This window comes from Mammaliicoccus sp. O-M54 (assembly GCF_022386035.1).
Classification (GTDB): Bacteria; Bacillota; Bacilli; order Staphylococcales; family Staphylococcaceae; genus Mammaliicoccus; species Mammaliicoccus sciuri_A.
In genome coordinates, this window is the sequence record NZ_JAJNJE010000001.1 from 415,661 (window position 1) to 442,085 (window position 26,425).

General features: G+C 32.1%; 29 protein-coding genes. 20 read left to right on the forward strand and 9 right to left on the reverse strand.

What is annotated here, in order from left to right; genetic code table 11:
• Nucleotides 1-70 precede the first annotated feature (70 nt).
• Both LQ673_RS02135 and LQ673_RS02140 read left to right on the forward strand, forming a co-directional pair.
• A complete protein-coding gene (locus LQ673_RS02135; protein ID WP_191836198.1) occupies nucleotides 71-1,063 on the forward strand; it encodes a DUF4064 domain-containing protein in 993 nt (330 codons plus the stop codon).
• Between the two features lie 47 nt (nucleotides 1,064-1,110).
• Nucleotides 1,111-1,629: a DUF4064 domain-containing protein gene (locus LQ673_RS02140; protein WP_051575370.1), complete on the forward strand. Its 519-nt coding sequence runs from the start codon at nucleotides 1,111-1,113 to the stop codon at nucleotides 1,627-1,629.
• A gap of 60 nt (nucleotides 1,630-1,689) precedes the next feature.
• On the opposite strand, the gene LQ673_RS02145 is transcribed toward LQ673_RS02140, so the two are convergent.
• The gene (locus LQ673_RS02145) at nucleotides 1,690-2,301 is read right to left on the reverse strand and encodes a YktB family protein (RefSeq protein ID WP_037587436.1); all 612 of its coding nucleotides are present in this window, start codon (nucleotides 2,299-2,301) and stop codon (nucleotides 1,690-1,692) included.
• 104 nt (nucleotides 2,302-2,405) lie between these two features.
• Here LQ673_RS02145 and LQ673_RS02150 point away from each other — a divergent pair, with 104 nt between their 5' ends.
• Nucleotides 2,406-3,227 carry an inositol monophosphatase family protein gene (locus tag LQ673_RS02150; RefSeq protein WP_037587438.1) on the forward strand — a complete coding sequence of 274 codons (822 nt, stop codon included), beginning with the start codon at nucleotides 2,406-2,408 and terminating at the stop codon, nucleotides 3,225-3,227.
• A gap of 702 nt (nucleotides 3,228-3,929) precedes the next feature.
• Here the strand turns inward: LQ673_RS02150 and LQ673_RS02155 are convergent.
• Complete coding sequence (locus LQ673_RS02155) at nucleotides 3,930-4,115, reverse strand: DUF5325 family protein (protein WP_037587440.1); 186 nt, start codon at nucleotides 4,113-4,115, stop codon at nucleotides 3,930-3,932.
• Between the two features lie 220 nt (nucleotides 4,116-4,335).
• On the opposite strand from LQ673_RS02155, the gene typA reads away from it, so the two are divergent.
• Nucleotides 4,336-6,183, forward strand: a complete 1,848-nt coding sequence (typA, locus tag LQ673_RS02160; protein ID WP_037587443.1) for a translational GTPase TypA — start codon at nucleotides 4,336-4,338, stop codon at nucleotides 6,181-6,183.
• A 5-nt stretch (nucleotides 6,184-6,188) separates the two neighbouring features.
• Complete coding sequence (locus LQ673_RS02165) at nucleotides 6,189-6,527, forward strand: YlaH-like family protein (RefSeq protein WP_037587446.1); 339 nt, start codon at nucleotides 6,189-6,191, stop codon at nucleotides 6,525-6,527.
• Between the two features lie 36 nt (nucleotides 6,528-6,563).
• On the opposite strand, the gene LQ673_RS02170 is transcribed toward LQ673_RS02165, so the two are convergent.
• Both LQ673_RS02170 and LQ673_RS02175 read right to left on the reverse strand, forming a co-directional pair.
• Nucleotides 6,564-6,710, reverse strand: a complete 147-nt coding sequence (locus LQ673_RS02170) for a DUF2197 domain-containing protein (RefSeq protein WP_191836216.1) — start codon at nucleotides 6,708-6,710, stop codon at nucleotides 6,564-6,566.
• A 5-nt stretch (nucleotides 6,711-6,715) separates the two neighbouring features.
• Entirely contained in the window at nucleotides 6,716-7,198 is a 483-nt protein-coding gene (locus tag LQ673_RS02175; RefSeq protein ID WP_025904661.1) for a hypothetical protein, read from the reverse strand.
• 141 nt (nucleotides 7,199-7,339) lie between these two features.
• Here LQ673_RS02175 and LQ673_RS02180 point away from each other — a divergent pair, with 141 nt between their 5' ends.
• The 3 genes from LQ673_RS02180 (at nucleotide 7,340) to LQ673_RS02190 (ending at nucleotide 12,464) form a co-directional block, all read left to right on the forward strand.
• The gene (locus LQ673_RS02180) at nucleotides 7,340-7,615 is read left to right on the forward strand and encodes an Fpa/YlaN family protein (protein WP_025904660.1); all 276 of its coding nucleotides are present in this window, start codon (nucleotides 7,340-7,342) and stop codon (nucleotides 7,613-7,615) included.
• A gap of 66 nt (nucleotides 7,616-7,681) precedes the next feature.
• Nucleotides 7,682-8,881, forward strand: a complete 1,200-nt coding sequence (locus tag LQ673_RS02185; RefSeq protein WP_191836199.1) for an FtsW/RodA/SpoVE family cell cycle protein — start codon at nucleotides 7,682-7,684, stop codon at nucleotides 8,879-8,881.
• Nucleotides 8,882-9,017: 136 nt separating this feature from the next.
• Entirely contained in the window at nucleotides 9,018-12,464 is a 3,447-nt protein-coding gene (locus tag LQ673_RS02190; RefSeq protein ID WP_025904658.1) for a pyruvate carboxylase, read from the forward strand.
• A 52-nt stretch (nucleotides 12,465-12,516) separates the two neighbouring features.
• Here the strand turns inward: LQ673_RS02190 and LQ673_RS02195 are convergent, their stop codons facing one another.
• A complete protein-coding gene (locus tag LQ673_RS02195; RefSeq protein WP_239744997.1) occupies nucleotides 12,517-13,428 on the reverse strand; it encodes a COX15/CtaA family protein in 912 nt (303 codons plus the stop codon).
• Nucleotides 13,429-13,764: 336 nt separating this feature from the next.
• On the opposite strand from LQ673_RS02195, the gene cyoE reads away from it, so the two are divergent.
• From cyoE to LQ673_RS02230, 7 genes are all read left to right on the forward strand, one after another.
• Nucleotides 13,765-14,691, forward strand: a complete 927-nt coding sequence (gene cyoE, locus LQ673_RS02200; RefSeq protein WP_078099911.1) for a heme o synthase — start codon at nucleotides 13,765-13,767, stop codon at nucleotides 14,689-14,691.
• Nucleotides 14,692-14,729: 38 nt separating this feature from the next.
• The gene (gene coxB, locus LQ673_RS02205; RefSeq protein WP_037587457.1) at nucleotides 14,730-15,797 is read left to right on the forward strand and encodes a cytochrome c oxidase subunit II; all 1,068 of its coding nucleotides are present in this window, start codon (nucleotides 14,730-14,732) and stop codon (nucleotides 15,795-15,797) included.
• Nucleotides 15,798-15,820: 23 nt separating this feature from the next.
• Complete coding sequence (gene ctaD, locus LQ673_RS02210; protein ID WP_239704663.1) at nucleotides 15,821-17,722, forward strand: cytochrome c oxidase subunit I; 1,902 nt, start codon at nucleotides 15,821-15,823, stop codon at nucleotides 17,720-17,722.
• Nucleotides 17,722-18,351: a cytochrome c oxidase subunit 3 gene (locus tag LQ673_RS02215; RefSeq protein ID WP_191836200.1), complete on the forward strand. Its 630-nt coding sequence runs from the start codon at nucleotides 17,722-17,724 to the stop codon at nucleotides 18,349-18,351. Before ctaD ends, LQ673_RS02215 begins: the two co-directional genes overlap by 1 nt.
• 1 nt (nucleotide 18,352) lies before the next feature.
• Nucleotides 18,353-18,706 (forward strand): cytochrome C oxidase subunit IV family protein, encoded by a 354-nt coding sequence (locus LQ673_RS02220; protein ID WP_025904652.1) that lies wholly within the window; start codon nucleotides 18,353-18,355, stop codon nucleotides 18,704-18,706.
• Nucleotides 18,707-18,856: 150 nt separating this feature from the next.
• Nucleotides 18,857-19,810, forward strand: a complete 954-nt coding sequence (gene ctaG, locus LQ673_RS02225; protein WP_037587461.1) for a cytochrome c oxidase assembly factor CtaG — start codon at nucleotides 18,857-18,859, stop codon at nucleotides 19,808-19,810.
• A gap of 11 nt (nucleotides 19,811-19,821) precedes the next feature.
• Nucleotides 19,822-20,283 (forward strand): DUF420 domain-containing protein, encoded by a 462-nt coding sequence (locus tag LQ673_RS02230; protein WP_037587463.1) that lies wholly within the window; start codon nucleotides 19,822-19,824, stop codon nucleotides 20,281-20,283.
• A gap of 50 nt (nucleotides 20,284-20,333) precedes the next feature.
• Here LQ673_RS02230 and ytvI read toward each other — a convergent pair whose 3' ends face one another.
• The gene (ytvI, locus tag LQ673_RS02235; RefSeq protein WP_191836201.1) at nucleotides 20,334-21,380 is read right to left on the reverse strand and encodes a sporulation integral membrane protein YtvI; all 1,047 of its coding nucleotides are present in this window, start codon (nucleotides 21,378-21,380) and stop codon (nucleotides 20,334-20,336) included.
• An 80-nt stretch (nucleotides 21,381-21,460) separates the two neighbouring features.
• The gene (locus LQ673_RS02240; protein ID WP_025904648.1) at nucleotides 21,461-21,832 is read right to left on the reverse strand and encodes a YugN family protein; all 372 of its coding nucleotides are present in this window, start codon (nucleotides 21,830-21,832) and stop codon (nucleotides 21,461-21,463) included.
• A gap of 168 nt (nucleotides 21,833-22,000) precedes the next feature.
• On the opposite strand from LQ673_RS02240, the gene LQ673_RS02245 reads away from it, so the two are divergent.
• The gene (locus LQ673_RS02245) at nucleotides 22,001-23,068 is read left to right on the forward strand and encodes a CAP-associated domain-containing protein (protein ID WP_191836202.1); all 1,068 of its coding nucleotides are present in this window, start codon (nucleotides 22,001-22,003) and stop codon (nucleotides 23,066-23,068) included.
• Nucleotides 23,069-23,082: 14 nt separating this feature from the next.
• The gene (locus tag LQ673_RS02250; protein WP_037587470.1) at nucleotides 23,083-23,523 is read left to right on the forward strand and encodes a YlbF/YmcA family competence regulator; all 441 of its coding nucleotides are present in this window, start codon (nucleotides 23,083-23,085) and stop codon (nucleotides 23,521-23,523) included.
• Nucleotides 23,524-23,573: 50 nt separating this feature from the next.
• Here the strand turns inward: LQ673_RS02250 and LQ673_RS02255 are convergent, their stop codons facing one another.
• Entirely contained in the window at nucleotides 23,574-24,488 is a 915-nt protein-coding gene (locus tag LQ673_RS02255) for a glycerophosphodiester phosphodiesterase family protein (RefSeq protein WP_037587473.1), read from the reverse strand.
• A gap of 158 nt (nucleotides 24,489-24,646) precedes the next feature.
• Here LQ673_RS02255 and LQ673_RS02260 point away from each other — a divergent pair, with 158 nt between their 5' ends.
• Nucleotides 24,647-24,913 (forward strand): DUF2129 domain-containing protein, encoded by a 267-nt coding sequence (locus LQ673_RS02260; protein ID WP_037587474.1) that lies wholly within the window; start codon nucleotides 24,647-24,649, stop codon nucleotides 24,911-24,913.
• On the opposite strand, the gene LQ673_RS02265 is transcribed toward LQ673_RS02260, so the two are convergent.
• Nucleotides 24,914-25,303, reverse strand: a complete 390-nt coding sequence (locus LQ673_RS02265; protein WP_025904643.1) for a DUF7147 family protein — start codon at nucleotides 25,301-25,303, stop codon at nucleotides 24,914-24,916.
• 81 nt (nucleotides 25,304-25,384) lie between these two features.
• On the opposite strand from LQ673_RS02265, the gene rsmD reads away from it, so the two are divergent.
• Both rsmD and coaD read left to right on the forward strand, forming a co-directional pair.
• Nucleotides 25,385-25,939: a 16S rRNA (guanine(966)-N(2))-methyltransferase RsmD gene (gene rsmD / locus LQ673_RS02270; RefSeq protein WP_191836203.1), complete on the forward strand. Its 555-nt coding sequence runs from the start codon at nucleotides 25,385-25,387 to the stop codon at nucleotides 25,937-25,939.
• The gene (gene coaD, locus LQ673_RS02275) at nucleotides 25,932-26,423 is read left to right on the forward strand and encodes a pantetheine-phosphate adenylyltransferase (protein WP_191836204.1); all 492 of its coding nucleotides are present in this window, start codon (nucleotides 25,932-25,934) and stop codon (nucleotides 26,421-26,423) included. Before rsmD ends, coaD begins: the two co-directional genes overlap by 8 nt.
• Nucleotides 26,424-26,425: the final 2 nt, after the last annotated feature.

A 26,425-nucleotide genomic window follows, 5' to 3' on the forward strand; every position in this document is an offset into this window, starting at 1 on the left:
AAGGGTCTTTGTGAGAAACAAAGCCCTTTTTTTGTTATAATTAAAACCAATTCATTATTAGGAGGTAAACATGATGAATTCATATGTAGAACATGTGAGACAGCCAGTTGGTAGAGGTGTAGAAAAATTTCTCGGCTGGTTTGCTTGGATTATATTATTGGGCATAACAGCTTTATCTTTATTTGCTGCACTTGTCGTATTAAATAATCCAGAAAATATAACTAGGCTAGAAACGTTAATTAATAGACTAAATATTAATATTACGACTAATGGACAATTAATGTCTGCTAGTGAAGTAGCACTCAATATTCAAAATGGTATTTGGTTATTTATAATTTACTTGATTATTGTTTTAATATTTTCATTTATTGGTTTAGTTTTAATGAGATGGAGAATATTTTCTGCTTTTGTATTTTTACTTTTAGCAATTATTACAATTCCATTATTTATTGTGCTTGTACCATTATTCTTCTTTATTGTATGTATTTTATTATTCGTAAGAAAAGATAAAATATTACCAGTTCAAGGTATGGCACCACAACAACCTTATTATGAAAATCAACGCGAAAATATTCAACCACAGCCAAGAGAACGTCAGCAAGTTGAACCTAAACAGCAATATCGAGAAGAACATGTAGAAGAACCATTACAAGAGAAAGAACGTTCAGCACAAGTTGACCCAGTAGAACAAACTGAAACGACGCATAGTGAGGAAGTACTTTCTCGTAGTAAAAAGCATCAAAATAAAAAACAAAGAGATCAACAAGAAGAGACAAATGTTGAAGACTTAGATGATGCAGCTCAGTCCGATATTGATCAACAAGAGGATATTGGTCAAAGACATGAAGATCCATACAATTATGAAACAACACAATCAGATGAGTATCAAGTTCAACCTGGTAAACTGAAAAAAGAAAAGAAACCTAAAAAAGTAAAACCTAATGCAACAATTGAAAGAAGAAAGAATTACGAAAAAAGAATGCAACAACAGAAAAAATATTTCGAAGAAAAAAATAAAGATGAACAAAATATAGAAAAAAACGATAATAAACTTGATAAATAAAATTCAGATTGAGATAATAGTAATTGACAAATTTTAGGAGGGTTTACATGAAAAGAACAACAGAATATATATTACTCGTTGTTGGTGCCGTATTCTCATTAATTGGAATTGTATTGGCATTTATAACTAAATCTTTTTCAAATACTGCTGAATTTAAAATGGAATTTGAGCGACAAGTGCAAAATAATCCAGATTTGCAAAATGAAATATCTTCGGATCAATTATCAACTATTATGAGTAGCTTTACGAATTATGCGCTTGTTATTCTCATCATCAGTATTGTATTAGCAATAGTGGCATTAGTATTTGTAAAAAAACAAAGAATTTTATCTGGTATATCAGCTATACTTGGTGGTCTTGTTTCAATACTCATCTTTAACGTTATTTCATTTCTTGTATTAATTATTGCAGGTATTATGTTATTAGTGAGAAAAGATAAAAATCATCAATTTGAAGATGTGAATTTCCAAAATGACCATAATCATTTAGATGGTAACAATCATCAACAAAATCAGTTTAATTCAGAAGATAAAAAGAAAAAAGATGACGATCCATATATTTATTAATCAATCTATAATAAAACAACAGCCCTTCAGTATCGAACTGAAGGGCTGTTGTATTAAGTATTAACTATAAAATTTAATTAATTCATCAAATGTTTCATCTAAAAATGCAGTAAATGATTTATCTGTTTTTAATACATCTGATTTAGGATCTAAAGTACGTGCTACGAAGAACTCAGCTTTTTTAATATCTTTAAGTCTCTTAATATGATGTTTCAAATCTTCTGTAGATAACGAATCAATAGGAGACTTATCAATATTATAATGATCAAAACATAATGAATAATCACTTGGTAAATCTTCTAATAAGTTAAAGTTTTTATTTAAAAAGTCAGCCATTTGACCTTTATTTTTATTTTCATGCATAACACCAAACATTATAAATAATTGTGATTCAAATAAACCAATTTGAAAATGTGGTAACATTTTATATCCACGTTGATTAGTCGCAAATGCTACCCAAGTATCTTTAGGGGGATTAACAGTTCTTCTCGCATGTTTTGCAACATGGTAATGGAATGTATCTCCAGTTTGTTCAGTTAAATATTTTGTATATCTTTCACCTAAAGCATGTAATTGTGGTCTTACTTGTTCGTCTAGTGCTTGCATCCTATTTTCTAAACCTTCAACACTAAAAACTTTAAAATCTTTTTGTTTAAACGTATACTTAGTCATAGTTGTCCTCCTTATAACTGTGGTACATAACAATATTTTATCATAAATTTTTTTGAATATATAAAGAACAATGCTAATATAAAAATAACATAGGAGGTTTTGTCATGGAAATATACAAATTTGCTTATCAAATAATACAAGAAGCGGGTCAAATTATTCGTGATTCAATAGATGACGATATTCAAATAGAAACAAAGTCTAATCCTAATGATTTAGTGACAAATATAGATAAAGAAACAGAAGAAAGATTATTTAATCAAATTAAATCTACATATCCAGAACATCGTATTTTAGGAGAAGAAGGTCACGGTACAGATATTGATAATACAGAGGGCGTCCTATGGATTGTTGACCCAATAGATGGCACGCTAAATTTTGTACATCAACAAGAAAATTTTGCCATTTCAATCGGTATTTTTATTGATGGCGAAAAATATGCAGGATTTGTATATGATGTCATGAACGATAAAATGTATCACGCCATAGCTGGTAAAGGCGCATGGTTAAATAATGAACAACTTAAACCATTAGAAGATACTGATTTGAAGACCAGTTTAATTTCAACAAATCCATTATGGTTAACAAAAGAAAAATTAGCTAAAATCTATATGCCGATTGTTGATCAAGCAAGAAGCACAAGAGCATACGGATCAGCAGCATTAGACTTTGCTAACGTTGCAAAAGGCAATACAAGTGCGTATTTAACAATGCGATTACATCCATGGGACTTTGCAGGAGGCTTAATAATTGCAGAAGAAGTAGGCGCAGTTGTAACAAACCAATTAGGAGAACAATTAAATATATTAGAAGCCAATTCAATTTTAATAGGCAATAAAAAAATACACCAAGAACTATTGAATGAATACTTCTTACCATATAAGACAATGTTAGAACAAATTCATACAGAAAGATTTAAAGGAAAATAGGAAGTGGGCTTAAACAATTATTGTTTAAGCCTCTTTTTTTAGGGACAGAATTGCGAGAAATGTCCGTAAGAGGTGCTGTTAGGGTCAGAATTCCGAGAAATGTCCGCAAGAAGTGCTGTTAGGGACAGAATTCCGAGAAGTGTCTCTAAGGAGTACCCTCTAATTACCAGAATTCGAAATAATGGAAGTTACAGCGTTCTAACTACCAGAATTCAGAATAATGGAAGTTACAGCGCTCTAATTACCAGAATTCGAAATAATGGAAGTTAGCGGATTCTAATTACCAGAATTCAGAATAATGGAAGTTACAGTGTTCTAATTACCAGAATTTGAAATAATGGAAGTTACAGCGTTCTAACTACCAGAATTCGGAATAATGGAAGTTAGCGAGCTCTAATTACCAGAATTCAGAAAAATGGAAGTTACATCGTTCTAATTACCACAATTCGGAATAATGGAAGTTACAGCATTCTAACTACCACAATTCAGAATAGTGGAAGTTACAGCATTCTAATTACCACAATTCGGAATAATGAAATCAAGATCTTAGCGAGATCCTAACAAGATCCTAACAATATCTATAAACTAACTATCAATAACATTTCCGTTAAACACCTTACAACTAAATTTAACACAACAAAAAAGCATATCACGATAACGTTTCGTTAAGTGATATGCTTTTAATCTGATGTCGTATGTTGTTTATAGCCAACCGTTTTCGCGGTATTTCTTTTTAAGTGTAAAACCAAATCCCATTGTTGCTACGATTAACAATACTGCTAATAACATAAACAACATAGAACCTTCTGCTAATGCAAAGCTAAACACTAAAAGGAGAAATGTTACAATTAAAGCAAGTAGTACGAATATTGCTTTAGATTTCTTCATTTATATCCATCCTTTAACCGTTTTCATTATTTTATTATGCTTCACATTTAAAGAAAAATCAACCTGTTCATTAAAACGGTACTAAATAAAAAATATGGAAATTTGAGTAAATCTGTTCAATAATAGTTATTTTTCAAACGATTTATGTTATAATTATCAAGTTATAAATTTAAGTCGAATAAATGTCGATTAATTTAAATCGGAGAGGAAAATTTTTTGCATGACTAATTTAAGAGAAAATGTACGTAACATTGCGATTATTGCCCACGTTGACCACGGAAAAACAACTTTAGTAGATGAATTATTAAAGCAATCTGGTATTTTTCGTGAAAATGAACATATAGCAGAACGTGCGATGGATTCAAACGACCTTGAAAAAGAACGCGGTATTACGATATTAGCTAAAAATACGGCAATTGACTATAAAGATCACCGTATCAATATACTAGATACACCTGGACATGCTGACTTCGGAGGAGAAGTTGAGCGTATTATGAAAATGGTTGATGGTGTTGTATTAGTAGTAGATGCTTATGAAGGAACGATGCCACAAACACGTTTCGTGCTTAAAAAAGCATTAGAACAAAATTTAAAACCAGTTGTAGTTGTTAATAAAATTGATAAACCTTCTGCAAGACCAGAACAAGTTGTAGATGAAGTATTAGACTTATTTATTGAATTAGATGCCAATGATGAGCAACTTGAATTCCCAGTTGTATATGCATCTGCATTAAGTGGTACTGCTAGTTTAGAGTCTGATAAACAAGACGATAACATGCAATGTCTATATGAAACAATTTTAGAATATGTACCAGCACCTGTTGATAATAGAGATGAACCATTACAATTCCAAGTTGCATTATTAGATTATAATGACTACGTTGGACGTATTGGTGTAGGACGTGTATTCAGAGGTACAATTAAAGTTGGACAACAAGTATCATTAGTTAAGATTGATGGTAGTGTTAAAAACTTCAGAGTTACAAAAATCTTTGGTTTCTTTGGTTTAAACCGTATAGAAATTGATGAAGCATACGCTGGTGACCTAATCGCTATTAGTGGTATGGAAGATATTAACGTAGGTGAAACAATTACACCTCAAGATCATGTTGAGGCTTTACCAATTTTAAGAATTGATGAGCCAACATTAGAAATGACATTCTCAGTTAATAATTCTCCATTCGCTGGTAAAGAAGGTACTTACGTAACAGCTCGTAAGATTGAAGAAAGATTAGAAACACAATTAGAAACAGATGTATCTTTACGTGTAACACCTACAGATTCACCTGATGCATGGGTTGTAGCAGGACGTGGTGAATTACATTTATCTATTTTAATTGAAAATATGAGACGTGAAGGTTATGAATTACAAGTTTCTAAACCTCAAGTTATTGTTAAAGAAATAGATGGCGTTAAATCTGAGCCTTATGAACGTGTTCAAATTGATGTTCCTGATGAATATACAGGTGCAATTATTGAATCTTTAGGATCTCGTAAAGGTGAAATGGTTGATATGCAATCTAACGAAAATGGACAAACTAAATTAATCTTTATCGTTCCAGCTCGTGGTTTAATTGGTTACACTACTGAATTCATGTCAATGACTCGTGGTTATGGTATCATTAACCATACATTCGATTCTTACCGTCCAAGAATTAAAGGACGTATTGGTGGAAGAAGAAATGGTGTTCTTGTATCAATCGATAAAGGTGTAGCAAGTACTTATGCTATCTTGAACTTAGAAGATAGAGGTGTAAACTTCATGGAACCAGGTACTGAAGTTTATGAAGGTATGATTGTTGGTGAAAACACTCGTGAAAACGATCTAACAGTTAACATTACAAAAGTTAAAGCAGCTAACAACATCCGTTCAGCTACTAAAGAACAAACAACAACAATGAAAAAACCTAGAATTTTAACACTTGAAGAAGCGTTAGAATACTTAAATGATGACGAATTAGTTGAAGTAACACCTGAATCAATTCGTTTAAGAAAGAAAATTTTAGATAAAGCAGAAAGAGAAAGAGCTCAGAAGAGACAAAAAATGGCTGAACAAGAAGAGGAGTGATATAGATGCTCTTAGTTGCTAAAAATGTAAGTGTTAATCCAACAGAAAGGCTTTCATTTTTTGGTAAGTTATTTAGAGTAGATGAGAACCCAGAGCTTGGTATGTGGCTTTTATTATTAACGATTTTTGTATTAAGTGCGATTGTTTATAATTTAGGGTTTGCAAGAAAACTAAAGTTTTGGCAAAACATTATTATCTATATATTACTGTTTTTAGGTTGTTTATTATTAACTTTTCTAGCGGTATTCTTACCTGTAGGAGAAAGTTTAATAATAGCAGCAATTGTTTTAGGTCTATATCGTTACAGACTTCATAAAGAACGAAGTAGCGGTAAACAACAATAAAAAAAGGCGGCTCGTAAGAGCTGCCTTTTTTTATTTTTATTCTGATTTAGGTTTATCAAGTCTTGCTTTACAATCATCGCACATAAATGTACGGATTGGGTGATTTCTTAATCTTTTTGCTTCTTTAGATTTAGAATCTAAATTAACGATAGAATCACAAATAATACATTTTACTTTCATAATCATGGTTAAACAACCTCTATGTCTGAAACATAACTGAATTTATTTTGGTAACCATTTTCTTGATCATAAGTAAAAGCGTCGATTTTTCCATCTTTATATATCATTTTACCTTCTTTAGAGAATTGGAAAAATAAATATGGCCATTGTTCAATTGGAATATCAATTGAATCTTGATCATTCTTTAAGACTACTTTTGTAGCGCTTTCATTTGGTTCTGCATTTTTGATGAAAGGCATCGCATTTATAACATAAGTATCTTTTAAAAATGAACGTCTTTTATAAGTTGTTTCACTATTTAATGTTGGAGGATTTGTAGCACCTTCAAGGATTGCACGGTTCCATGCAACATTATTTTCAAATTCAATTGGCTTTTCACCATTAAAGATACCTTGCTCTAAATCTTCAATTTTTACTTTGCGATCATCAAAAATCCATGTTGTTGCATCTAACGTAATATTAAACTTCGTATTTCCTTTAATTTGTATCAATTTTTTCACTCCTATCAATCTCACAATTCAATTTTAACATATTTGTAATTAATAACCTTCTGTTTTCGCTTGCAATTTTCAGATTTGTAGGCTAAAATTTTATAAGTATAGAAACTTAAAAAGATTAAGGGGGAGTATGTCATGCATTACGATTCAGAAATTTGTCAAAGGGCATATGACCAATTATATAACGATTCTGAAAAAATCCTTCAGTTAATAAAGGTACAAATGGACAACTTAACTATGCCACAATGTCCTTTATATGAGGAAGTTTTAGATACGCAAATGTTTGGTCTTCAAAAGGAAGTAGATTTTGCAGTACAAATTGGACTTGTTGATAGAGAAAAGGGTCAGACACTTATGGCAAGTTTAGAAAAGGAACTATCTAAATTGCATGATGCTTTCACAAATGCTTAAATTATACAAAGTCTAGAGAGGAGAAATCTTTCTTTAGACTTATTTTTTTAGAATTGGAATGAGTCGATGGAATATATTAAGAGGTTTTTCCAGTACATTAAGAATTACTCAAAATACATAGATTTCACATTGTTAATTACTTATATCATTTTATCATTCATTGGCTTAGTGATGGTATACAGCGCAAGTATGGTAGCTGCTACAAAAGGTACTTTAACAGGTGGTATCCCAGTATCGGGTACGTACTTTTTTATAAGGCAGTTATTATATTGTATAGTTGGATTTTTTATTGTATTTTTTATGTCGTATTTTATGCATATTAACATTTTAAAGAATAAAAGAGTACAACAAATTGTCATATTCACGATATTTGGTTTGCTCGTGTTAACTTTACTTGTTGGTACGACAATTAACGGTGCAAAAAGTTGGATTAACTTAGGATTTATGAACTTACAAGCATCTGAAATATTGAAAGTTGCAATGATATTATACTTATCATTCATTATCGATAAAAGACGAAATCGACTTAAACAGTTTAAACTTGCACTGATGATGCCTTTATTCTTAATTGGTACTTGTATTGGATTAGTCTTATTACAAAACGATACAGGTCAAGCATTGATACTATGTATGATCGTATTATGTATCTTCGCATATTCAGGTATAGGTATTAAAGCAATTTTAAAATGGTCTGGACCAATATTTGCTGGTGTGGTATTACTGGTTATCTTTAGTATAGTGTTTAAAGGTGGCATTTTGTCACAACACCAAGCTGACCGATTTCATGTACTTGAGAATCCTTTCAACTATGAAAGTGGTATCGGATATCACTTAGCTAATTCATTATTAGCAATCGGTAACGGAGGCCTCTTTGGTAAAGGACTAGGTAACGGTATTATGAAATTAGGTTATTTACCTGAACCGCATACAGACTTTATCTTTGCAGTTATCGCTGAAGAATTAGGCTTAGTTGGCGTGTTATTCATAATAGGTTTACTTGGGTTCATTGTATATAAAGGTTTCTTATATGCAGCACTTACGGATTCATATTTCTTTAAATTAGTATGTGTTGGTATTTCAAGCTATATTGGTATTCAAACTTTTGTAAACTTAGCTGGTATATCAGGAACAATTCCTTTAACAGGTGTTCCATTGCCATTTATGACATTTGGTGGATCTTCTATGTTAAGCTTAAGTATCGCGACAGGTATACTATTATTAACGGCTAAACAAATAAGAATTGAGAGTCGTCAAAGAGCGAGATAAATGCATAATTAATCAAACAAATTAATAAATTATATAAAAATTGCGGATTATAGTAGAATATAATTCGCAATTTTTATATAATGGACTAATATATTGTTTTTAGAAAATTCAAATACATTGAGGGGAGCCTCCAAATATGAGCAAAATAAATAAATTATTAGTAGCCAATCGAGGCGAAATTGCAATCAGAATTTTTAGAGCAGCAACAGAGCTAGATATTGAAACAGTAGCGATTTATTCTAATGAAGACTTAGGGGCATTGCATAGATATAAAGCAGATGAGTCTTATTTAGTAGATGAAAACTTAGGACCTACAGAAAGTTATTTGAATATAGAGGCAATTATTAAAGTTGCTAAAAAAGCAGGCGTCGATGCAATACATCCGGGATATGGCTTTTTAAGTGAAAATGAAACATTCGCAAAGAGATGTGCTGAAGAAGGTATTAAATTTATCGGACCAGAACTTAAACATTTAGACATGTTTGGAGATAAGGTAAAAGCAAGAGCGACAGCTATAGCTGCAGATGTTCCAGTTATTCCAGGAACTGATGGTGCGGTTGAATCATTTGAGGAAGTAGAAGCATTTACTAAAGAACACGGTTTCCCAGTTATCATCAAAGCCATTTCTGGTGGTGGTGGTAAAGGTATGCGTATCGTCAATAATGCGAGTGAATTAGAAGATGCATACCAAAGAGCTAAATCAGAAGCTGGAAAATCTTTCGGAAATAGCGAAGTTTATGTCGAAAAATACATAGATCAACCAAAACATATTGAAGTTCAAATCATAGGTGACGAACACGGAAACTTAGTTCATTTATATGAAAGAGATTGTTCAGTACAACGTAGACATCAAAAAGTTGTAGAAGTTGCACCATCTGTTTCATTAGGAGATGAATTGAGACATCGTATTTGTAATGTTGCATTAGACTTAATGAAGAAAATTGGATATGTCAATGCAGGTACGGTTGAGTTCTTAGTTTCAGGAGATGAATTCTACTTCATTGAAGTTAATCCACGTGTACAAGTTGAACATACTATTACTGAAATGGTAACAGGTATCGATATTGTTAAGACGCAAATACTAGTTGCTGAAGGCGAATCATTATTTGGTGACAAAATTGAAATGCCACAACAAGAAGACATTACTACTTTAGGTTTCGCAATTCAAAGTCGTATCACAACTGAAGATCCTTTAAATGACTTCATGCCAGATACAGGTAAAATTATTGCTTACCGTTCAAGTGGTGGCTTCGGTGTAAGACTAGATGCTGGTGATGGATTTGAAGGTGCAGAAATTTCACCTTATTACGATTCATTATTAGTGAAAGTTTCAACACATGCTATGTCATTAAGACAAGCGACTGAAAAAATGCTACGTTCTCTTAAAGAAATGAGAATAAGAGGTATTAAAACAAATATTCCATTCTTATATAATGTGGTAAATCACGAGAAGTTTGCGAAGGGGACATATACAACTAAATTCTTAGAAAACAACCCAGAGCTATTTGATATTACACCGACAAGAGATAGAGGTACAAAGACGCTACAATATATCGGGAACATTTCGGTAAATGGATTCCCTGGTGTTGAAAAACGAGAAAAACCACACTTTGAAAAGTTCAAATTAGAAGAAGTATCTAATGAAGAAATTGCATCATTATCAGGTACGAAACAAATTCTAGAACAACATGGACCTGAAGGCGTAAGTAAATGGTTAAAAGAACAAGAAGAAGTACTATTGACGGATACGACGTTTAGAGATGCACATCAATCATTATTAGCAACACGTATGAGAACGTACGACATGTTACAAATTGCACCTGAAACAGCTAAATATTTAAATGACGCATTTTCATTAGAAATGTGGGGCGGTGCAACATTTGATGTGGCATACAACTTCTTAAAAGAGAATCCATGGGAACGTTTAACACGCTTACGTAAAAAAATTCCAAATGTGTTATTCCAAATGTTATTAAGAGCATCAAACGCAGTTGGATATAAAAACTATCCTGATAATGTGATTGAAAAATTTGTTAAAGAAAGTGCTGAAGCTGGAATCGATGTATTTAGAATATTCGATTCATTAAATTGGTTAGATCAAATGAAAGTCGCAAATGAAGCGGTACAAAAATCAGGTAAAATTTCTGAAGGTGCAATTTGCTACACAGGAGATATCTTAAATCCAGAAAGATCTAACGTATATACTTTAGAGTATTACATTAATCTAGCTAAAGAATTACAACGTGAAGGTGTACATATCCTTGGTATTAAAGATATGGCTGGATTGTTAAAACCTAAAGCAGCTTATGAATTAATTAGCGAATTGAAGACACAAATTGATATTCCAATCCATTTACATACTCATGATACCAGTGGTAACGGATTACTTGTTTATCAAAGTGCGATTAGAGCAGGTGTCGATGTAATCGATACTGCAGTAGCAAGTATGAGTGGTACAACATCACAACCTTCAGCTAACTCTTTATACTATGCATTAAGTGGTAATGAAAGAGATGTTAGAACAAATATTGATGGTCTAGAAAGATTATCTCAATATTGGGATACAGTTAGAAACTATTATTCTGATTTTGAAAGTGATATTCGTTCTCCACATACTGAAATTTATCAACATGAGATGCCAGGTGGACAGTATTCTAACCTTGGTCAACAAGCTAAGAGTTTAGGATTAGGTGAAAGATTTAATGAAGTTAAAGACATGTATAAACGTGTTAACTTATTATTTGGTGATATCGTAAAAGTAACACCTTCTTCTAAAGTAGTTGGGGACATGGCATTATACATGGTTCAAAATGATTTAGATGAAGAAAGTGTCATTAAACGTGGCCGTTCACTAGATTTCCCTGAATCAGTTGTCTCATTCTTTAAAGGAGAAATTGGTCAACCGGTAAATGGCTTTAATAAAGAATTACAAAAAGTCATCTTAAAAGGGCAACAACCAATTGAAAAACGACCAGGAGAATTGTTAGAGCCTGTTGATTTTGATGCATTGCGTGAAGAACTACAAGCTAAACAACAAGAGGAAGTAACGGAACAAGATTTAATCAGTTATGCCATTTATCCTAAAGTATACGAACAATATATTAAGACATATGAAAGTTTCGGAAACTTATCATTGTTAGATACACCTACATTCTTATTCGGTATGAAGAAAAATGAAACGGTAGAAATAACAATTGATAAAGGTAAGATCTTAATCGTTAAATTACTTTCTATCGGTCATGTATACGAAGATGGTCATCGTTGGGTATACTATGAGTTGAATGGTCAGCCAAGAAAAGTATACGTTAAAGATGAACATGTTAAAGTATCTGAGGCAGTATTACAAAAAGCAGACTTAAGTAATGAATCTCATATCGGAGCTCAAATGCCAGGTACAATTTCAGAAGTGAAAGTAAAACAAGGTGATGAAGTGAAACAAGGTGACGCACTTATCATTACTGAAGCAATGAAAATGGAAACAACAATACAAGCGCCATTTGATGGAACGGTAAGCAATATTTACGTTTCAGCTGGTGACAGTATTCAAACACAAGATTTGATTATTACAATCGATAAAGCATAATAAATTAAAAGCCGCTTAAATCATCAAATGATTTAAGCGGCTTTTTTGTATATTAACTTCGACGTTTAGAATGTGATATTAGCATGATGAAGTAACATAATAATCCAAATAACATTGTAATAAATAATGCGTGGAAGAGTGCGATAAATAAATTAACACGTGTGATAACTGATAAAGCACCTGTTGTTACTTGTAAACAAACCAGTATAAAAGCTAATGTCCAACCGTATTTAATAACGCGGTATTGTGTATAATTTTTGAAAGCATGAATGAATATATATAATATCCAAATAAATATGATGAAAGCTAAAGTTCTATGTGACATTTGAACCCATTCATAAAAGTTTTGAGGTAGTCCGACTTCACCGTTTCTACATAATGGCCAACTTAAACATGCTAAACTTGCATCTGCATGTCTTACAAGTGCGCCTGAATAAATCACAAAATATATAAATAATGTAACAGCATAAGTGTGGAACTTTAAGTGTTTATCTATTATTAAGCTTGTAGCTTCGAATTTTTGATCAACTTCATAAATAATTAATGTTAATAATAAAACTGAAGCGAAGCTAATTAGTGATATGCCGAAATGTAGAGATAAAATAAAATCATTTTGTTGCCATATTACAGCTGCTGCGCCAATTAAAGCTTGGGCAAAGATAAATGCAATGCTCGTAATACAAAGTGGTTTAACTTCTCTAATATGACCAAGTTTGACCCAACTTATATAAGTAAGTAGACAAACAAGAATAAGTGCTAATCCAGATACGCCTCTATGTGCTAATTCTATAATCGTTTCAACTGGCCAATCTGCAGGTATAACAGAGCCATGACATAATGGCCAAGAGTTTCCGCAACCATCAGCGGAACCAGTCTTAGTAACTAATGCACCACCTAATTGGACAAAGAGCATCACAATTGTCGCTATAGTAGATAGCCATTTTAAAAATTTATCACTAAACAATTCGAACACCTCAAGTAAAATTAAAATTGATATTTATAGTACTATAAAATGAGTTTTATTCTAAAATAAACCTTATTTATATGTCAAAATATGATAGAATTTAAGAGAACAACGTATTAACAATTATTCTTACTTTAATACGATTCTAATTTAAACACTAATATCTATAGTATAACAATGAATGTGCATTGTAAATGTTACACAATAATGACTTTTTATGCGAACAAAGGATAAGTAATAAAATGTCAAAATTTTGTTTCAAAAATGTATAGATTATGTGACAATTTTCATATATCATTGAGTTATATGTGAAAGATAATGGAAGGAGGGACAAAATTGCAACAAAATCAATATAGTGTGACTTCTGAGAAAGAAATAGAAACTGGTCGTCTCACTTTGTATGAAATTAAAGCCATCATTAAAATGGGTCTTGTTCAAGGAAATCTGATCCCAACATTTGCAGGTGCGTGGCTTGCAATAGTATTTGGTGGATTTAACTTCTTCCACAGTTTACCGGTTGTTCTATTAATGATGGTAGGATCAACCTTAATTATGGGCGGAGCATGTGCTATAAACAATTATTACGATCAAGATATCGATTCTATCATGCCTTCAAAACAAAAGAGACCTACAGTAAATGGACGTATTAGTAATCGCCACTTAATTCAATTAAGTTTCGGATTAATGATTGTGGGTGAAATTTTATTATTCATGATAAATATTCCAACTGGCATAATTGGATTACTTGGTATATTTGGATATGTTGTACTGTACTCAATATGGTCAAAAAGACATACCGTTTGGAATACAGTTGTAGGAAGTTTTCCAGGTGCAATACCGCCGTTAATCGGTTGGGCGAGTATTGATCCATCATTAAGCCCATTAGCATGGACACTATTCTTAGTGTTATTTGCATGGCAACCTGCTCATTTTTATGCTTTAGCTTATCGTCGTAAAGATGAATATGCCTTAGCTAATATACCAATGTTACCGTCAGTTAAAAGCTTCAATAGAACGCGTTTAAGTATGTTGTTTTGGGTAGTTCTATTATTACCGATACCGTTCTTAATGACGCAACTTGGTACAGTGTTTATCGTTATTGCAACACTGCTCAACTTAGCATGGATGTTATTAGCTTTATATGGATTTAAAAAAGAAATAAACAAATCAAAATGGGCTACGAGTATGTTTGTTTTTTCTTTAAATTATCTTGTTATTTTCTTTGTCATGACAGTTATCGTAACTGTTATACAATTAATATAATTAATTATGAATGAATGCATGAAAGAGGGGTTAAACGAATGAAGACACGTTTAAAAAACACGAAAATGTTCGGTTTGCTTGCTACTTTGCTGTTTGTATTAGCAGGTTGTGGACAAAAACATTTATCAGTACTTCACCCAGCTGGTGAAGTGGCTGATAAACAATTCTTTTTACTAATGCTTTCAATAGGCATTATGTTGCTAGTTATTGTTGTAGTTGTTGTTATATTCTTATTTGCAATGATTAAATTCCGTCGTAAAAAATTAGGTGAAGATTATGTACCTAAAGACGTTGAAGGAAATCATAAATTAGAATTGGTTTGGACAATCATCCCAATCATTTTACTTATTATTCTAGCAATTCCTACTGTTATGCTAACGTTCTCACTTGGAGATACGAAAGCAATCGATAAAGTAGATGAAAAAGGTAAAAGTAAAGAACTTGTTATTGATGTAACTGCTAACCTTTATTGGTGGGAGTTTAGTTATCCAAATGAAAAAATTGTTACCAGCCAAGAACTGGTTGTACCAACTGATAAGAAAGTTTACTTTAGATTACATTCAGCTGATGTTAAACACTCATTCTGGGTACCAGCAGTTGGAGGAAAATTGGATACTAACGTAGAAGGTATTAATAAATTCTACTTAAAATTCGATGATAAAAGAGCTAAAGAAGTCAAAAATCTATTCTATGGTAAGTGTGCTGAATTATGTGGACCATCACATGCTTTAATGGACTTTAAAGTGAAAGCCCTACCACAAGATGATTTTGATAAATGGGTTAAAGATATGAAAGACGTTAAAAAACCTGTAGCCGCTACTTCTAGCCAAGCTAAAGAGGGTGAAAAGGTATTTAACAAATCATGTGCAGGATGTCACGCTGTTACACCAACTGGAGATGGCGCTAAAGGCCCTAACTTAACTAACTTTGGTGATCGTGATTTAATTGCAGGTTACTTAAAACATGATGAAGAAAATCTTAAAAAATGGATTAAAGACCCAGAAAGCGTTAAACCTGGTAATAAGATGACTGGTCAATATAAAGTTTCTGATGAAGACATTGACGCTTTATCTGCCTACTTAATGGAAAGAAAAGTTGATAAGTAAGAATTGAAAGGGAGGTTACTCTAGTGTCTACTCAAAGTAAAAAGGGGTTTGGATCGACTATTTGGGACTATTTAACAACAGTCGACCACAAAAAAATTGCTATTTTGTATTTAATTGCTGGGGGATTATTCTTTGCTATCGGTGGTATCGAAGCAATGTTAATTCGTATCCAGTTAGCAGTTCCAGAAAACGACTTTGTTACAGCTGGACTGTTTAATGAAATTATCACAATGCATGGTACAACAATGATATTCTTAGCCGCAATGCCTTTGTTATTCGGTTATATGAACGCAGTTGTCCCATTACAAATTGGTGCACGAGATGTTGCATTTCCATTCTTAAATGCATTAGGTTTCTGGTTATTCTTCTTCGGTGGAATATTCTTAAACTTATCTTGGGTTTTAGGTGGAGCGCCTAACGCAGGTTGGACATCTTATGCAAGTTTATCTTTAGAATCGGCAGGGCATGGTATTAACTTCTATGCTCTAGGGTTACAAATCTCTGGTGCTGGTACATTAATTGCTGGTATTAACTTTGTAGCTACAATCGTTAACATGAGAGCACCTGGTATGACGTATATGCGTATGCCATTAATGACTTGGACAACATTTGTTGCTTCTACATTAATCGTATTTGCATTCCCACCATTAACTATCGGTATTTTCTTATTAATTTTCGATAGAATGTTTGGTACATCATTCTTTGTTGCTTCTCAAGGTGGTAACACAATTATTTGGGAACATTTATTCTGGATCTTTGGACACCCAGAAGTTTACATTTTAGTATTACCAGCGTTCGGTATATTCTCTGAAATTATACCTGTATTCGCTAGAAAACGTTTATTCGGTTATTCAGCGATGGTATTCGCTACAGTATTAATCGGTTTCTTAGGATTCATGGTTTGGGCTCACCACATGTTCACTGTAGGTTTAGGTCCAGTAGCTAACGCTATATTCGCTGTTGCAACAATGGCAATTGCTGTTCCAACAGGTGTGAAAATATTCAACTGGTTACTGACTGTATGGGGCGGTAGCGTTGAATTCACTACACCAATGTTATATGCGTTATTCTTTATTCCATCATTCGTTATGGGTGGGGTAACAGGTGTCATGCAAGCATCAGCACCAGCTGACTATCAATTACATGACTCATACTTTATCGTTGCTCACTTCCACTACGTAATTGTTGGTGGTGTTGTATTCGCATTATTAGCTGGTTTACATTATTGGTTCCCGCTAATAGCTGGTAAAATGTTAAGTGAAAAATTAGGTAAAGTAACATTCTGGTTATTCTTTATTGGTTTCCATTTAACATTCTTAATTCAACATTTCTTAGGACTATGGGGTATGCCACGTCGAGTATTTACATACTTACCTGGTCAAGGGTATGACATACCAAACTTAGTATCAACAATTGGTGCGCTATTCATGGCAGTAGCTGTTATTACTGAAGTTATCAATGTAATCATGACATTAGCTAAAGGTGAAAAAGTTGGAAAAGATGCTTGGGGAGACGGCCGTACTTTAGAATGGGCGTTACCAGTACCAACACCTCATTACAACTTTGCACAAACACCATTAGTTCGTGGATTAGATGCATTATGGATTGAAAAAACTCAAGGTGACGGAAAAATTCTTCCAGCTGAATCTTTAGATGAGATTCATATGCCTAATAATTCATTTATTCCATTTATGCAAGCATTCGGTTTATTCGTAGCTGCATTCGGTGCTTTATACTTTGCAGATGGTAAAGAATGGGCTTTAGATGCAGTTAAAGATTTACATGAAAAACCATGGGCAGTATACGTATTGATTCTTGGTTTAGGTATTACTGCAGGAAGTATGATTGTAAGATCACTTAAAGATGATCACGGTCATCATATTTCTAAAGAAGAGTTATTAGAGTATGAAAGGGGTGAGCGTTAATGTCACATGAAGAAGCAAAATTTACAGCTGACAATTGGCCAAACCATCCTGAAACAGCATCTATGGAAGGTAAGAACAAACTCGTAGGATTTTGGGTGTTCTTAGGCGGAGAGGTTGCATTATTCGCATCACTATTCGCTACTTACTTAGCACTAAAAGATGCTGTACCAAGTGAAGATCATTTATTAGCTAAAGATTTATTCCATTTACCATTAGCGTTCGTAATGACGATGTTATTATTAACATCATCTCTAACAAGTGTGTATGCTTTATATCATATGCGTAATTTCAATGCTAAAGGATTATTCATTTGGATTGGTATTACAATATTGTTAGGATTAGGATTCTTAGGATTAGAAATTTATGAATTCGTTGAGTATGTACATCAAGGTCATACATTCCGTTCAAGTGCATTCGGTAGTGCCTTCTACTTCTTAGTAGGAACACACGGATTCCACGTACTTATAGGTTTAGTATGGTTAACATTACTCATCTTCCGTAATAGAGCTAGAGGATTAAGTATTTATAATGCACATAAATTTAATACTGCTGCTTTATATTGGCACTTCATTGACGTTGTATGGGTGTTTATCTTTACAGTAGTATACTTGATGGGAGCGTTAGGATAATATGAGTCAACAATTAAATCATGACGCACAAGCACTTAGAGATTATAAGAAGCGTAAAAGTACAAAAGAAATGCGTATGCAAGTTACAAACTTCGCTATTATGATTTTTGTTACTTTTATTGCTTTCGCATTAGTTGCTGCAGAACTTCCTAAAGAATTCGTTATACCAGTTATTTTAGGATTAGCAGTACTACAAGTTGTATTACAATTCTATTATTTCATGCATATGAAAGCTGAAAAACATGGTATATCAAAATTATTTATGATTACGGGTGTATTCTTCGGATTATCGTTCGTTGTAACATTTATTTACATCGTATGGTTAGGCGATCCGTTATTCGTAAAAACAAAATAATTTATAAAAGACTCGAGAACTTTGTTATATAAGTTCTCGAGTCTTTTTATTTGGTCATATCATTGTCATAACTATTTACATTGTTGGGTTGTTTAACGATGGATTAAATTTTATAATAAAAGTAATGACTAAGTGGGGAAGTGTAAAGAGATGGGTAACTTAACCTCAATATCTATATTCGGTTTTTGGGCAAACTGGACGCCATTCTTCTTTGTAGGCGTATTGTGTGTAATTATTTTATACTTTTTAATTTGTGGAAAATGGTACAAAGATATACCAGGTGGAAGACCTTTAAGAAAAGGTGAAGCGACACTTTTCGTTATCTTAATGTTAACGATATACTTATTAGAAGGTGGACCTATTGATCTGCTTTCACATATCATTTTTAGTTTCCATATGTTGCAAATGGCTTTATTATTTTTAATTGTAGTTCCATTGCTATATTTTGCTATCCCAGAATACATCATCAAATATGTGGAAGAACTACCCGTGATCAACAAGATTGTTCAATTATTTACAAAGCCGATATTAGCAATTTTTCTTTTTAACGGTTTATTCTCTGTATATCATATACCACTTGTGTTAGATACATTAAAACAAGATCTTGTTTTGCATGAGTTATATACGATTATTTTATTCATAAGTGCATGGTTTATGTGGCATCCAATATTTAACAAACATATTCCTGAAGAACTGCACATGAGTAACATTAAGAAAATCTTATATATCTTCTTTATCGGTGTGTTGTTAACACCTTCATGTGGACTTATCATATTTAGCGGTTCTGCAATGTATGAAACATACACGTCAGGTAAAGCATGGCTAGGTGCGATGACTTTATGTGTACCAGCTGATACGTTAAATTCAGTCGTTCAAGGAACAGGTTTATCTGGTCCAGAATACTTTACGAATTTTACACCTTTAGAAGATCAGCAAACAGGTGGTGTCATCATGAAAGTTATGCAAGAAATCGTGTTTGGTATTTATTTATATATCATTTTCATGAGATGGTTTAGATATGAGAGAAAAAATGAAAAGCAAATCACTGAAGATAGCTTGAGAAAATTACAAGAGCAAAAAGCATTATATAATCAATTTAGATAGGATGTATGAAAATGAATTTACCAATTTTACCGACAATAAGTACAACTTTCATCGTATTAAGCGCTATTTTAGTTGCTATCGGATGGTATTTTATTGCACAACGAAAAATTGAAACACACAAAAAGTTTATGATATCTGCAGCAGTTGCGGCAGTCGTATTCTTTACCATTTATGCTAGTAGAACAGTATTTATTGGAAATACTTCATTTGGTGGACCGGATAATATCAAAATTTATTATACAATTTTCTTGATTTTCCATATAACACTAGCGACTGTCGGGGCAGTGATGGGGATCTATACGATTTATTTAGGTTGGACGAACAAACTGGATAGACACCGTAAATTTGGGCCAGTAACATCTATTATTTGGTTCTGTACAGCTATTACAGGTGTTGCCGTTTATTTATTATTATATGTGTTCTATCACGGTGGAGATACAACATCTATGATAAAAGCAATTTTAGGACATTAAATTAAAACCTCTCAATCCGTATATAATGGATTGAGAGGTTTTTGCATATATTATATTTTAAAGTCTGTTTTTATAAGACCAGATTCTAGTATCGTTTTGATAACGATTAAGAATAATGGTCCGATAAAGAATCCGATAAAGCCTAGTAATTTTAAACCGATAAACATGGATATTAAAGTAGGTAGTGGAGATAAACCAACACCTGTACCGAATATTTTAGGTTCTAATATTTTTCTTTGAACGAGTAATATAACAGATAGTATAATCAGTTGAATACCGAGCGTCGGGTCTCCAACTATGTAAGCATAGATTGCCCACGGAATTGTAAAACCTGTTGCACCAACAATCGGTAAGATATCTATAAACCATATAAATAAACTGATGATAAACGCTGAATCTACACCAATGATCAGTAGACCAACGTATGTAAATAACCAAGTTATAAAGCTTAATACGATGGTAGCAGATATCATTCCAATAATAGAATGGCCAATTTTATTGTATATTTTATAAATTTCATGATAAGTCGACGGATATAGATGTTGTTTAATAAATTTATGAATATTTGGTATTTCTAACATAAATAAGAACAATGCTACAAGAAACACTACAAGACTTATTATAAAACCGGGTAAAGAAGATACAACTTCTGTTATATTTTCAACGCTTAAATAATTTGCGATTGAATCTCTTAAAGATGCAACAAAGTTCTGCAGTTCCTTGTTGATTGTAACTGCCATTTCATCTGGTAAAATAGCTTTCATTTTGTCGTTATATTGTTCAATGACAGTGATGAGTATATTAATTTTATTAGGTAAATCTTTAATAAATAGTACGATCTGGTCTATTAATTTAGTTAAAAATAAAAATATAACAAATCCTGTTATCGTAAGGAGTAACGTATAAATAATCGTTACGCTCCATTTACGGCTTTTAATTTTATTAGCTAATTTATTAACGAGCGGATTGAGTGCTAATGCGATAACAAGTGCTGTTATTAAAGGTATTGATATCGGTAAAATGAAATAAATAAATAGAATAGATAAAACTATAATGATAAATATGCTTATGTTTCGTTTGTTTATCCATTTTTTCATAATGATGACCTCTTTGCTCATTTATATATAAATAAAGAGACGTGAAATATCACGTCTCTACTCTGTTAGTAATATTTTAATTAATGCGCACCTAATGTATTTAATGCATTAATATCTGATGTGATACGTTCAATTAATAAGTTACAATGTGCAACTAAATTATCTGGGTAAACTTCATCATCTCCGTATTCTACACCTGTTGGATAGTAGTGTTTACCGAGATATGGATCCATTAATTGAATTGTTGCGTTATTGGCACCGATATCCCCTTTAAGTGCATAACCTGGAATTCTTAAGTAATAGACGCCTTCACTTATTTCATATTTAAAATCATAAGTAATACGCTCATAATCCCAATGTCCTCCAGCAATAAAACCATGTTTATTCATAACATCTTTTAATAGCTCTTGTTCAATGATAACCTTCTCAAGACCTGTATTATCAAATACCATGTATTTTTCCTCCCTCTAAGTACCTTTAAGTTTATTTTATGATAAAAGCGCCAATGTTGCAATGTACATTTATATTTAACAAATATGACAACATTTCGATTGATTTAGGTAAATGTTTTCCTGTAAAATGATATAATTGAATATAGGAATAAATGAGGAGGTAAATAGTTGAAAAATATTATCATAAAAGTTGTAGCAATAACTATTTTAATCATTGTACTCTTTTATTTATTCTATTCACCTAAATTAGAATTTGATGTTTTAAAGAATCCAAACTACTCTCATGATAAAGCAAATGAGAATTATTATGAGCAACAAGCTGAAAAATCAACTGGCAATGCAAAGTTGAAAGAAGGCGTAGGTACATATGTCTATAAAAATATTAAAGAAGTTATAAATGATTTAGGACAACCAGATAGGGTATATAAGGCAGAGCACGGTAGAAAGAATTATGTCTTTAAAAATAAAGAGCACTATTATTTAATATCTACTAAAAATGATAAAGTCTCTTCAGTATTTGCTACAGGAAATAAAGTGAATGTTTCACCAATTAAAATGAAACAAGATGCAACAAAGATTTTTAATGGTACAAATATAGATATGGAACCAGTTGTTGAAAGTGCATATGGAAAATATCAATTAGAATTATCTGAACGTGATATCAAGACACAATTACTGATTAAATACGGGAATGTTTATGCGCAAGTCTTAATTGATAGTGAAACAAATGAAGTGATGGGCGTACAATTTATGGATTCAGATGCTGTTATTGAGCATGCACCATTTTCAATGACTAAGATAAATAATGACAAAGGTCAAGATTTAAAGAGAACAGACAAACAAGACTTCCAAGCTCATATAAATAAAGATTTATCACTTCTTGAAATCGTAAATGAAATTAGAGAAATGAAAGATGTCAAACCATTACAGATTAATGATCAACTTACGTATATAACACAAATGGAAGCAGATTTAATTGAAGATGATATCGATGAGGAAGAGGCAGTTAAATCTCTAGAAGATGGCATCACAAAACATATCAATAATCAAAAGATTGAATATGAGTCCATTAACCAAAATTTAGCATACAATTTCTATGATGTACCAACACTTATCAATAGCTGGTTAAACAACAACACGTATCGAGAAAAGTTATTAGGTAGTCAATATGATGAATTTGGTGCTGGTAATTCTCGCGAATACTATTCACTTGTTTTCAAAGAAAATAAAGAATAAGGGGGAATCATATTATGTTTACTGCAGAAACAGTTGATATACTTGATCAATCAGACGAACTAAGTGCATGTATTAAAGATTCATATATTTATCAAGAATACATCGAAGCAAAACATCAACTTGAAACAAATTTTGAAGTTAAAATATTAAGACAAAAATTTGATCAAATAAAATCACATTATGATGATTGTTTAAGATTTGGCAGATATCATCCTGATTACAGTAGAGTTATGAAAGAAACAAGACAACAAAAGAGAGCATATGAAATGCATCCAGTTGTTTCTGAATTTAAGACTAAAGAAACTGCTTTACAAGATTTATTAGATGAAGTGATTAGCATTGTTTCTTATTCAGTTTCAAGCAATGTTAAAGTGGATACAGGTAATCCATTCTTTAGTAGTGAGTCACATGGTGGTGGTTGTTCTACTGGTGGTTCTTGTGGATGTTCAACATAACATAAAAAAAGCTTTCCATTTGTCATTTGACAGATGGAAAGCTTTTTAAATTAGTATTGTTTTTTAATTAAGAAGTGTGCAGTATCTGGTCGATCAGTTACAATCGTATGTGCACCTTTTTGAATTAAATCATCCATTGTATCGATTTGGTTTACAACCCAATAAGCAACAGATATATTAAGTGATGTTAAAAATTGAATGAAACCTTCTGAGTCTAAAGGAAGCCCTTTAGCTTGTATTGGAATTTGGAATGTATCGGATTTAGGTTGATACGTATGACCATATCCTGATTGATAAGCTATGAAAGCTTTAGCTACTTCGCTTTGACCTGTACCTAATGCAATTGAATCTTGAGCATATAAATTAAAGCGATCAATTTGTTCATCATAGAAACTTGTAATATTAACACGATCCTCAGCTTTAAGTTCTGTAATTAAACGATATAAGTGTGATGGTGCTAAACTACCACTATATGATTCAGGATGGTCTTTAATATCTATATTTACTAAGACATCTGGATATTCAGTTAATAACTCTTTTAAAGTGACGATTTTAGCTTTGGCATCTCCTCTATAAGGATGCTCGTTATTAATATCTTTGAAGTGGTATCCGAAATCTAATTGGCGTAGTTCTTCTAATGTATGATCACCTACATACCCTGAACCGTTACTTGTACGATCGACTGTGTTGTCATGTGTTACAACAAGTACTTCATCTTTAGTAAGTCGAACATCTACTTCAAATCCAGTTACTTCGTATTTTAATGCATGATCAAAAGCTAAGCGTGTATGTTCTGGTCTTAACGCCATGCCTCCACGATGAGCGAATACATAAGGAGCTGGTTGTGTAAAGAATGGTTTAATCGTACGTGGTTTAACGTTTGATGTTGCTTTTGTCACAATCCAAGAACCCGCAACAATGCCTCCGATAAGACCTGTTGTTTTTAATAAATTAATTTTTGACATGTTATCCTATCCTTTCGAAATGCAAATAAAGACTTATATATATTCTATCAAATTGATTTAAGATAAGAAAGCAAGTCACATGTGCTTGGAGTTATCTTCTTTCATCATTTTATAGAAAGTGCTAATATAAAAATAAAAAGTGTTAGGAGGTTATTTTGATGGAATTAGTAGAACGAATCAGTATTGTCGTATATTTAAAGAATATGAAACACGAACGACAATTACGCAAGTTTGGTAATATATACTTTGCACATAGAAAAGAACAATACGTCATGTTATATACAAATGAAGATAAAATAGACGATACTGTTCAACATTTAATGAAACTAAAATATGTTAAAGATGTAAAAGTTTCACCATTTAAATATGTTAAAAGAGATTACTCTAATTCAAATACGGACAAAAAAGAGTATTTAAACTTTTAACTATTGAAGCGGAGGCAAGTATCTTTCAAGTCTTAATACACCTTTTAAATAGGCGAAGTAAAGTTCATCTTCAGCGAAATCAGCACGTGATTTAACATCAAGACCTTTAACTTGTATGTGATATGCATTAGCCCATTCATTGATTAAATCGAATTTTTTATTTGAGTCAGGGTAAGGATATTTAATACCTTCCATTATCATGTAAATCGCTTGAAAATGTTGACCTTTAGTAGGCTTCATAATGATACAAGCTGAAGATAGTTTCTCCTTAGATAATGGTGTATGTAACATAATAATGTCGGAAATACGTTCATGGTTATATTCGATTAACGTTTGAAATTCAAATAAATCAGTTAGGCCATGACCGATGACGATAAATGATTGTTTCATTTTTATAAACCTCGTTTTCGTTTAAATACTATATGGATAAGTATAAATAATAATTAATAATAAAGAAAGTGATGATTAACATTGAGAGTAATAGGTGGAAAATACAAGAGACTTCATATAAAAACAATAGATGGTCAATCAACGAGACCGACTACAGATAAAGTGAAAGAAAATATCTTTAATGGCCTTCAAGAATTAGAAGGTATCGGGTTAGATTTGTTTGCTGGTAGTGGTGGACTTGGTATCGAAGGATTGTCTAGAGGTTTAGATAAAGTGATTTTTGTGGACGGTAATTTCAAAGCAACTAAAATGATAAAAGAAAATTTAAATACATTACATATACCTGAAACTCAATACGAAGTTTATAAAAATGATGCAATTAGAGCGTTAAAAGCTTTAAATAAACGCGATATTAAGTTTGATTATATATTTCTAGATCCACCTTATAGAAAATCGCTCATAGATCAATCATTAGAAAAAATTCAAGCGTTTGACTTATTAAATGTAAATGGTACAATAATTTGCGAATTTGATAAAAGTGAAGACATAGATACGGGTGCGTTCAAAGTTCTTAAAAAGTATAAATATGGACTGACGCATGTTATGTTGCTAACAAAAGGAGAAGACAATGACTAAGAGAATAGCAGTTGTTCCAGGTAGCTTTGATCCAATAACATTAGGACATATTGATATTATTAAGCGTAGTGCAAAAATATTTGATGAGATTCATGTTTCTGTATTGAAAAATGGTTCTAAAAAAGGCTTATTTAGTACAGAAGAGCGTGTTGAATTAATTAAAGAAGCGGTACAAGATGTACCAAATATAGTGGTGCATTCATTTCATGGGTTACTTGTAGACTTTTGCAAAGAAATAAATGCTAACACGATTGTAAGAGGATTAAGAGCTGTTAGCGACTTTGAGTATGAAATGCAATTGACATCTATGAATAAAAAACTAGATGACGACATTGAAACATTATATATGATGACAAATAATCATTATTCATTTATAAGCTCAAGTGTTGTGAAAGAAGTTGCTCAATTTGACGGCGATATTTCGGAATTTGTTCCTGAAAATGTGAATAAAGCATTGAAAGAAAAAATAAAAAATAAAAAATAAAG

What these genes read in the sequence shown, in the direction of transcription:
- LQ673_RS02135 (WP_191836198.1), top strand. Translation starts at nt 71, where the DNA reads ATGATGAATTCATATGTAGAACATGTGAGACAGCCAGTTGGTAGAGGT.
- LQ673_RS02140 (WP_051575370.1), top strand. Translation starts at nt 1,111, where the DNA reads ATGAAAAGAACAACAGAATATATATTACTCGTTGTTGGTGCCGTATTC.
- LQ673_RS02145 (WP_037587436.1), bottom strand. Translation starts at nt 2,301, where the DNA reads ATGACTAAGTATACGTTTAAACAAAAAGATTTTAAAGTTTTTAGTGTT.
- LQ673_RS02150 (WP_037587438.1), top strand. Translation starts at nt 2,406, where the DNA reads ATGGAAATATACAAATTTGCTTATCAAATAATACAAGAAGCGGGTCAA.
- LQ673_RS02155 (WP_037587440.1), bottom strand. Translation starts at nt 4,115, where the DNA reads ATGAAGAAATCTAAAGCAATATTCGTACTACTTGCTTTAATTGTAACA.
- typA (WP_037587443.1), top strand. Translation starts at nt 4,336, where the DNA reads ATGACTAATTTAAGAGAAAATGTACGTAACATTGCGATTATTGCCCAC.
- LQ673_RS02165 (WP_037587446.1), top strand. Translation starts at nt 6,189, where the DNA reads ATGCTCTTAGTTGCTAAAAATGTAAGTGTTAATCCAACAGAAAGGCTT.
- LQ673_RS02180 (WP_025904660.1), top strand. Translation starts at nt 7,340, where the DNA reads ATGCATTACGATTCAGAAATTTGTCAAAGGGCATATGACCAATTATAT.
- LQ673_RS02185 (WP_191836199.1), top strand. Translation starts at nt 7,682, where the DNA reads ATGGAATATATTAAGAGGTTTTTCCAGTACATTAAGAATTACTCAAAA.
- LQ673_RS02190 (WP_025904658.1), top strand. Translation starts at nt 9,018, where the DNA reads ATGAGCAAAATAAATAAATTATTAGTAGCCAATCGAGGCGAAATTGCA.
- coxB (WP_037587457.1), top strand. Translation starts at nt 14,730, where the DNA reads ATGAAGACACGTTTAAAAAACACGAAAATGTTCGGTTTGCTTGCTACT.
- LQ673_RS02215 (WP_191836200.1), top strand. Translation starts at nt 17,722, where the DNA reads ATGTCACATGAAGAAGCAAAATTTACAGCTGACAATTGGCCAAACCAT.
- LQ673_RS02220 (WP_025904652.1), top strand. Translation starts at nt 18,353, where the DNA reads ATGAGTCAACAATTAAATCATGACGCACAAGCACTTAGAGATTATAAG.
- ctaG (WP_037587461.1), top strand. Translation starts at nt 18,857, where the DNA reads ATGGGTAACTTAACCTCAATATCTATATTCGGTTTTTGGGCAAACTGG.
- LQ673_RS02230 (WP_037587463.1), top strand. Translation starts at nt 19,822, where the DNA reads ATGAATTTACCAATTTTACCGACAATAAGTACAACTTTCATCGTATTA.
- ytvI (WP_191836201.1), bottom strand. Translation starts at nt 21,380, where the DNA reads ATGAAAAAATGGATAAACAAACGAAACATAAGCATATTTATCATTATA.
- LQ673_RS02240 (WP_025904648.1), bottom strand. Translation starts at nt 21,832, where the DNA reads ATGGTATTTGATAATACAGGTCTTGAGAAGGTTATCATTGAACAAGAG.
- LQ673_RS02250 (WP_037587470.1), top strand. Translation starts at nt 23,083, where the DNA reads ATGTTTACTGCAGAAACAGTTGATATACTTGATCAATCAGACGAACTA.
- LQ673_RS02255 (WP_037587473.1), bottom strand. Translation starts at nt 24,488, where the DNA reads ATGTCAAAAATTAATTTATTAAAAACAACAGGTCTTATCGGAGGCATT.
- LQ673_RS02260 (WP_037587474.1), top strand. Translation starts at nt 24,647, where the DNA reads ATGGAATTAGTAGAACGAATCAGTATTGTCGTATATTTAAAGAATATG.
- LQ673_RS02265 (WP_025904643.1), bottom strand. Translation starts at nt 25,303, where the DNA reads ATGAAACAATCATTTATCGTCATCGGTCATGGCCTAACTGATTTATTT.
- coaD (WP_191836204.1), top strand. Translation starts at nt 25,932, where the DNA reads ATGACTAAGAGAATAGCAGTTGTTCCAGGTAGCTTTGATCCAATAACA.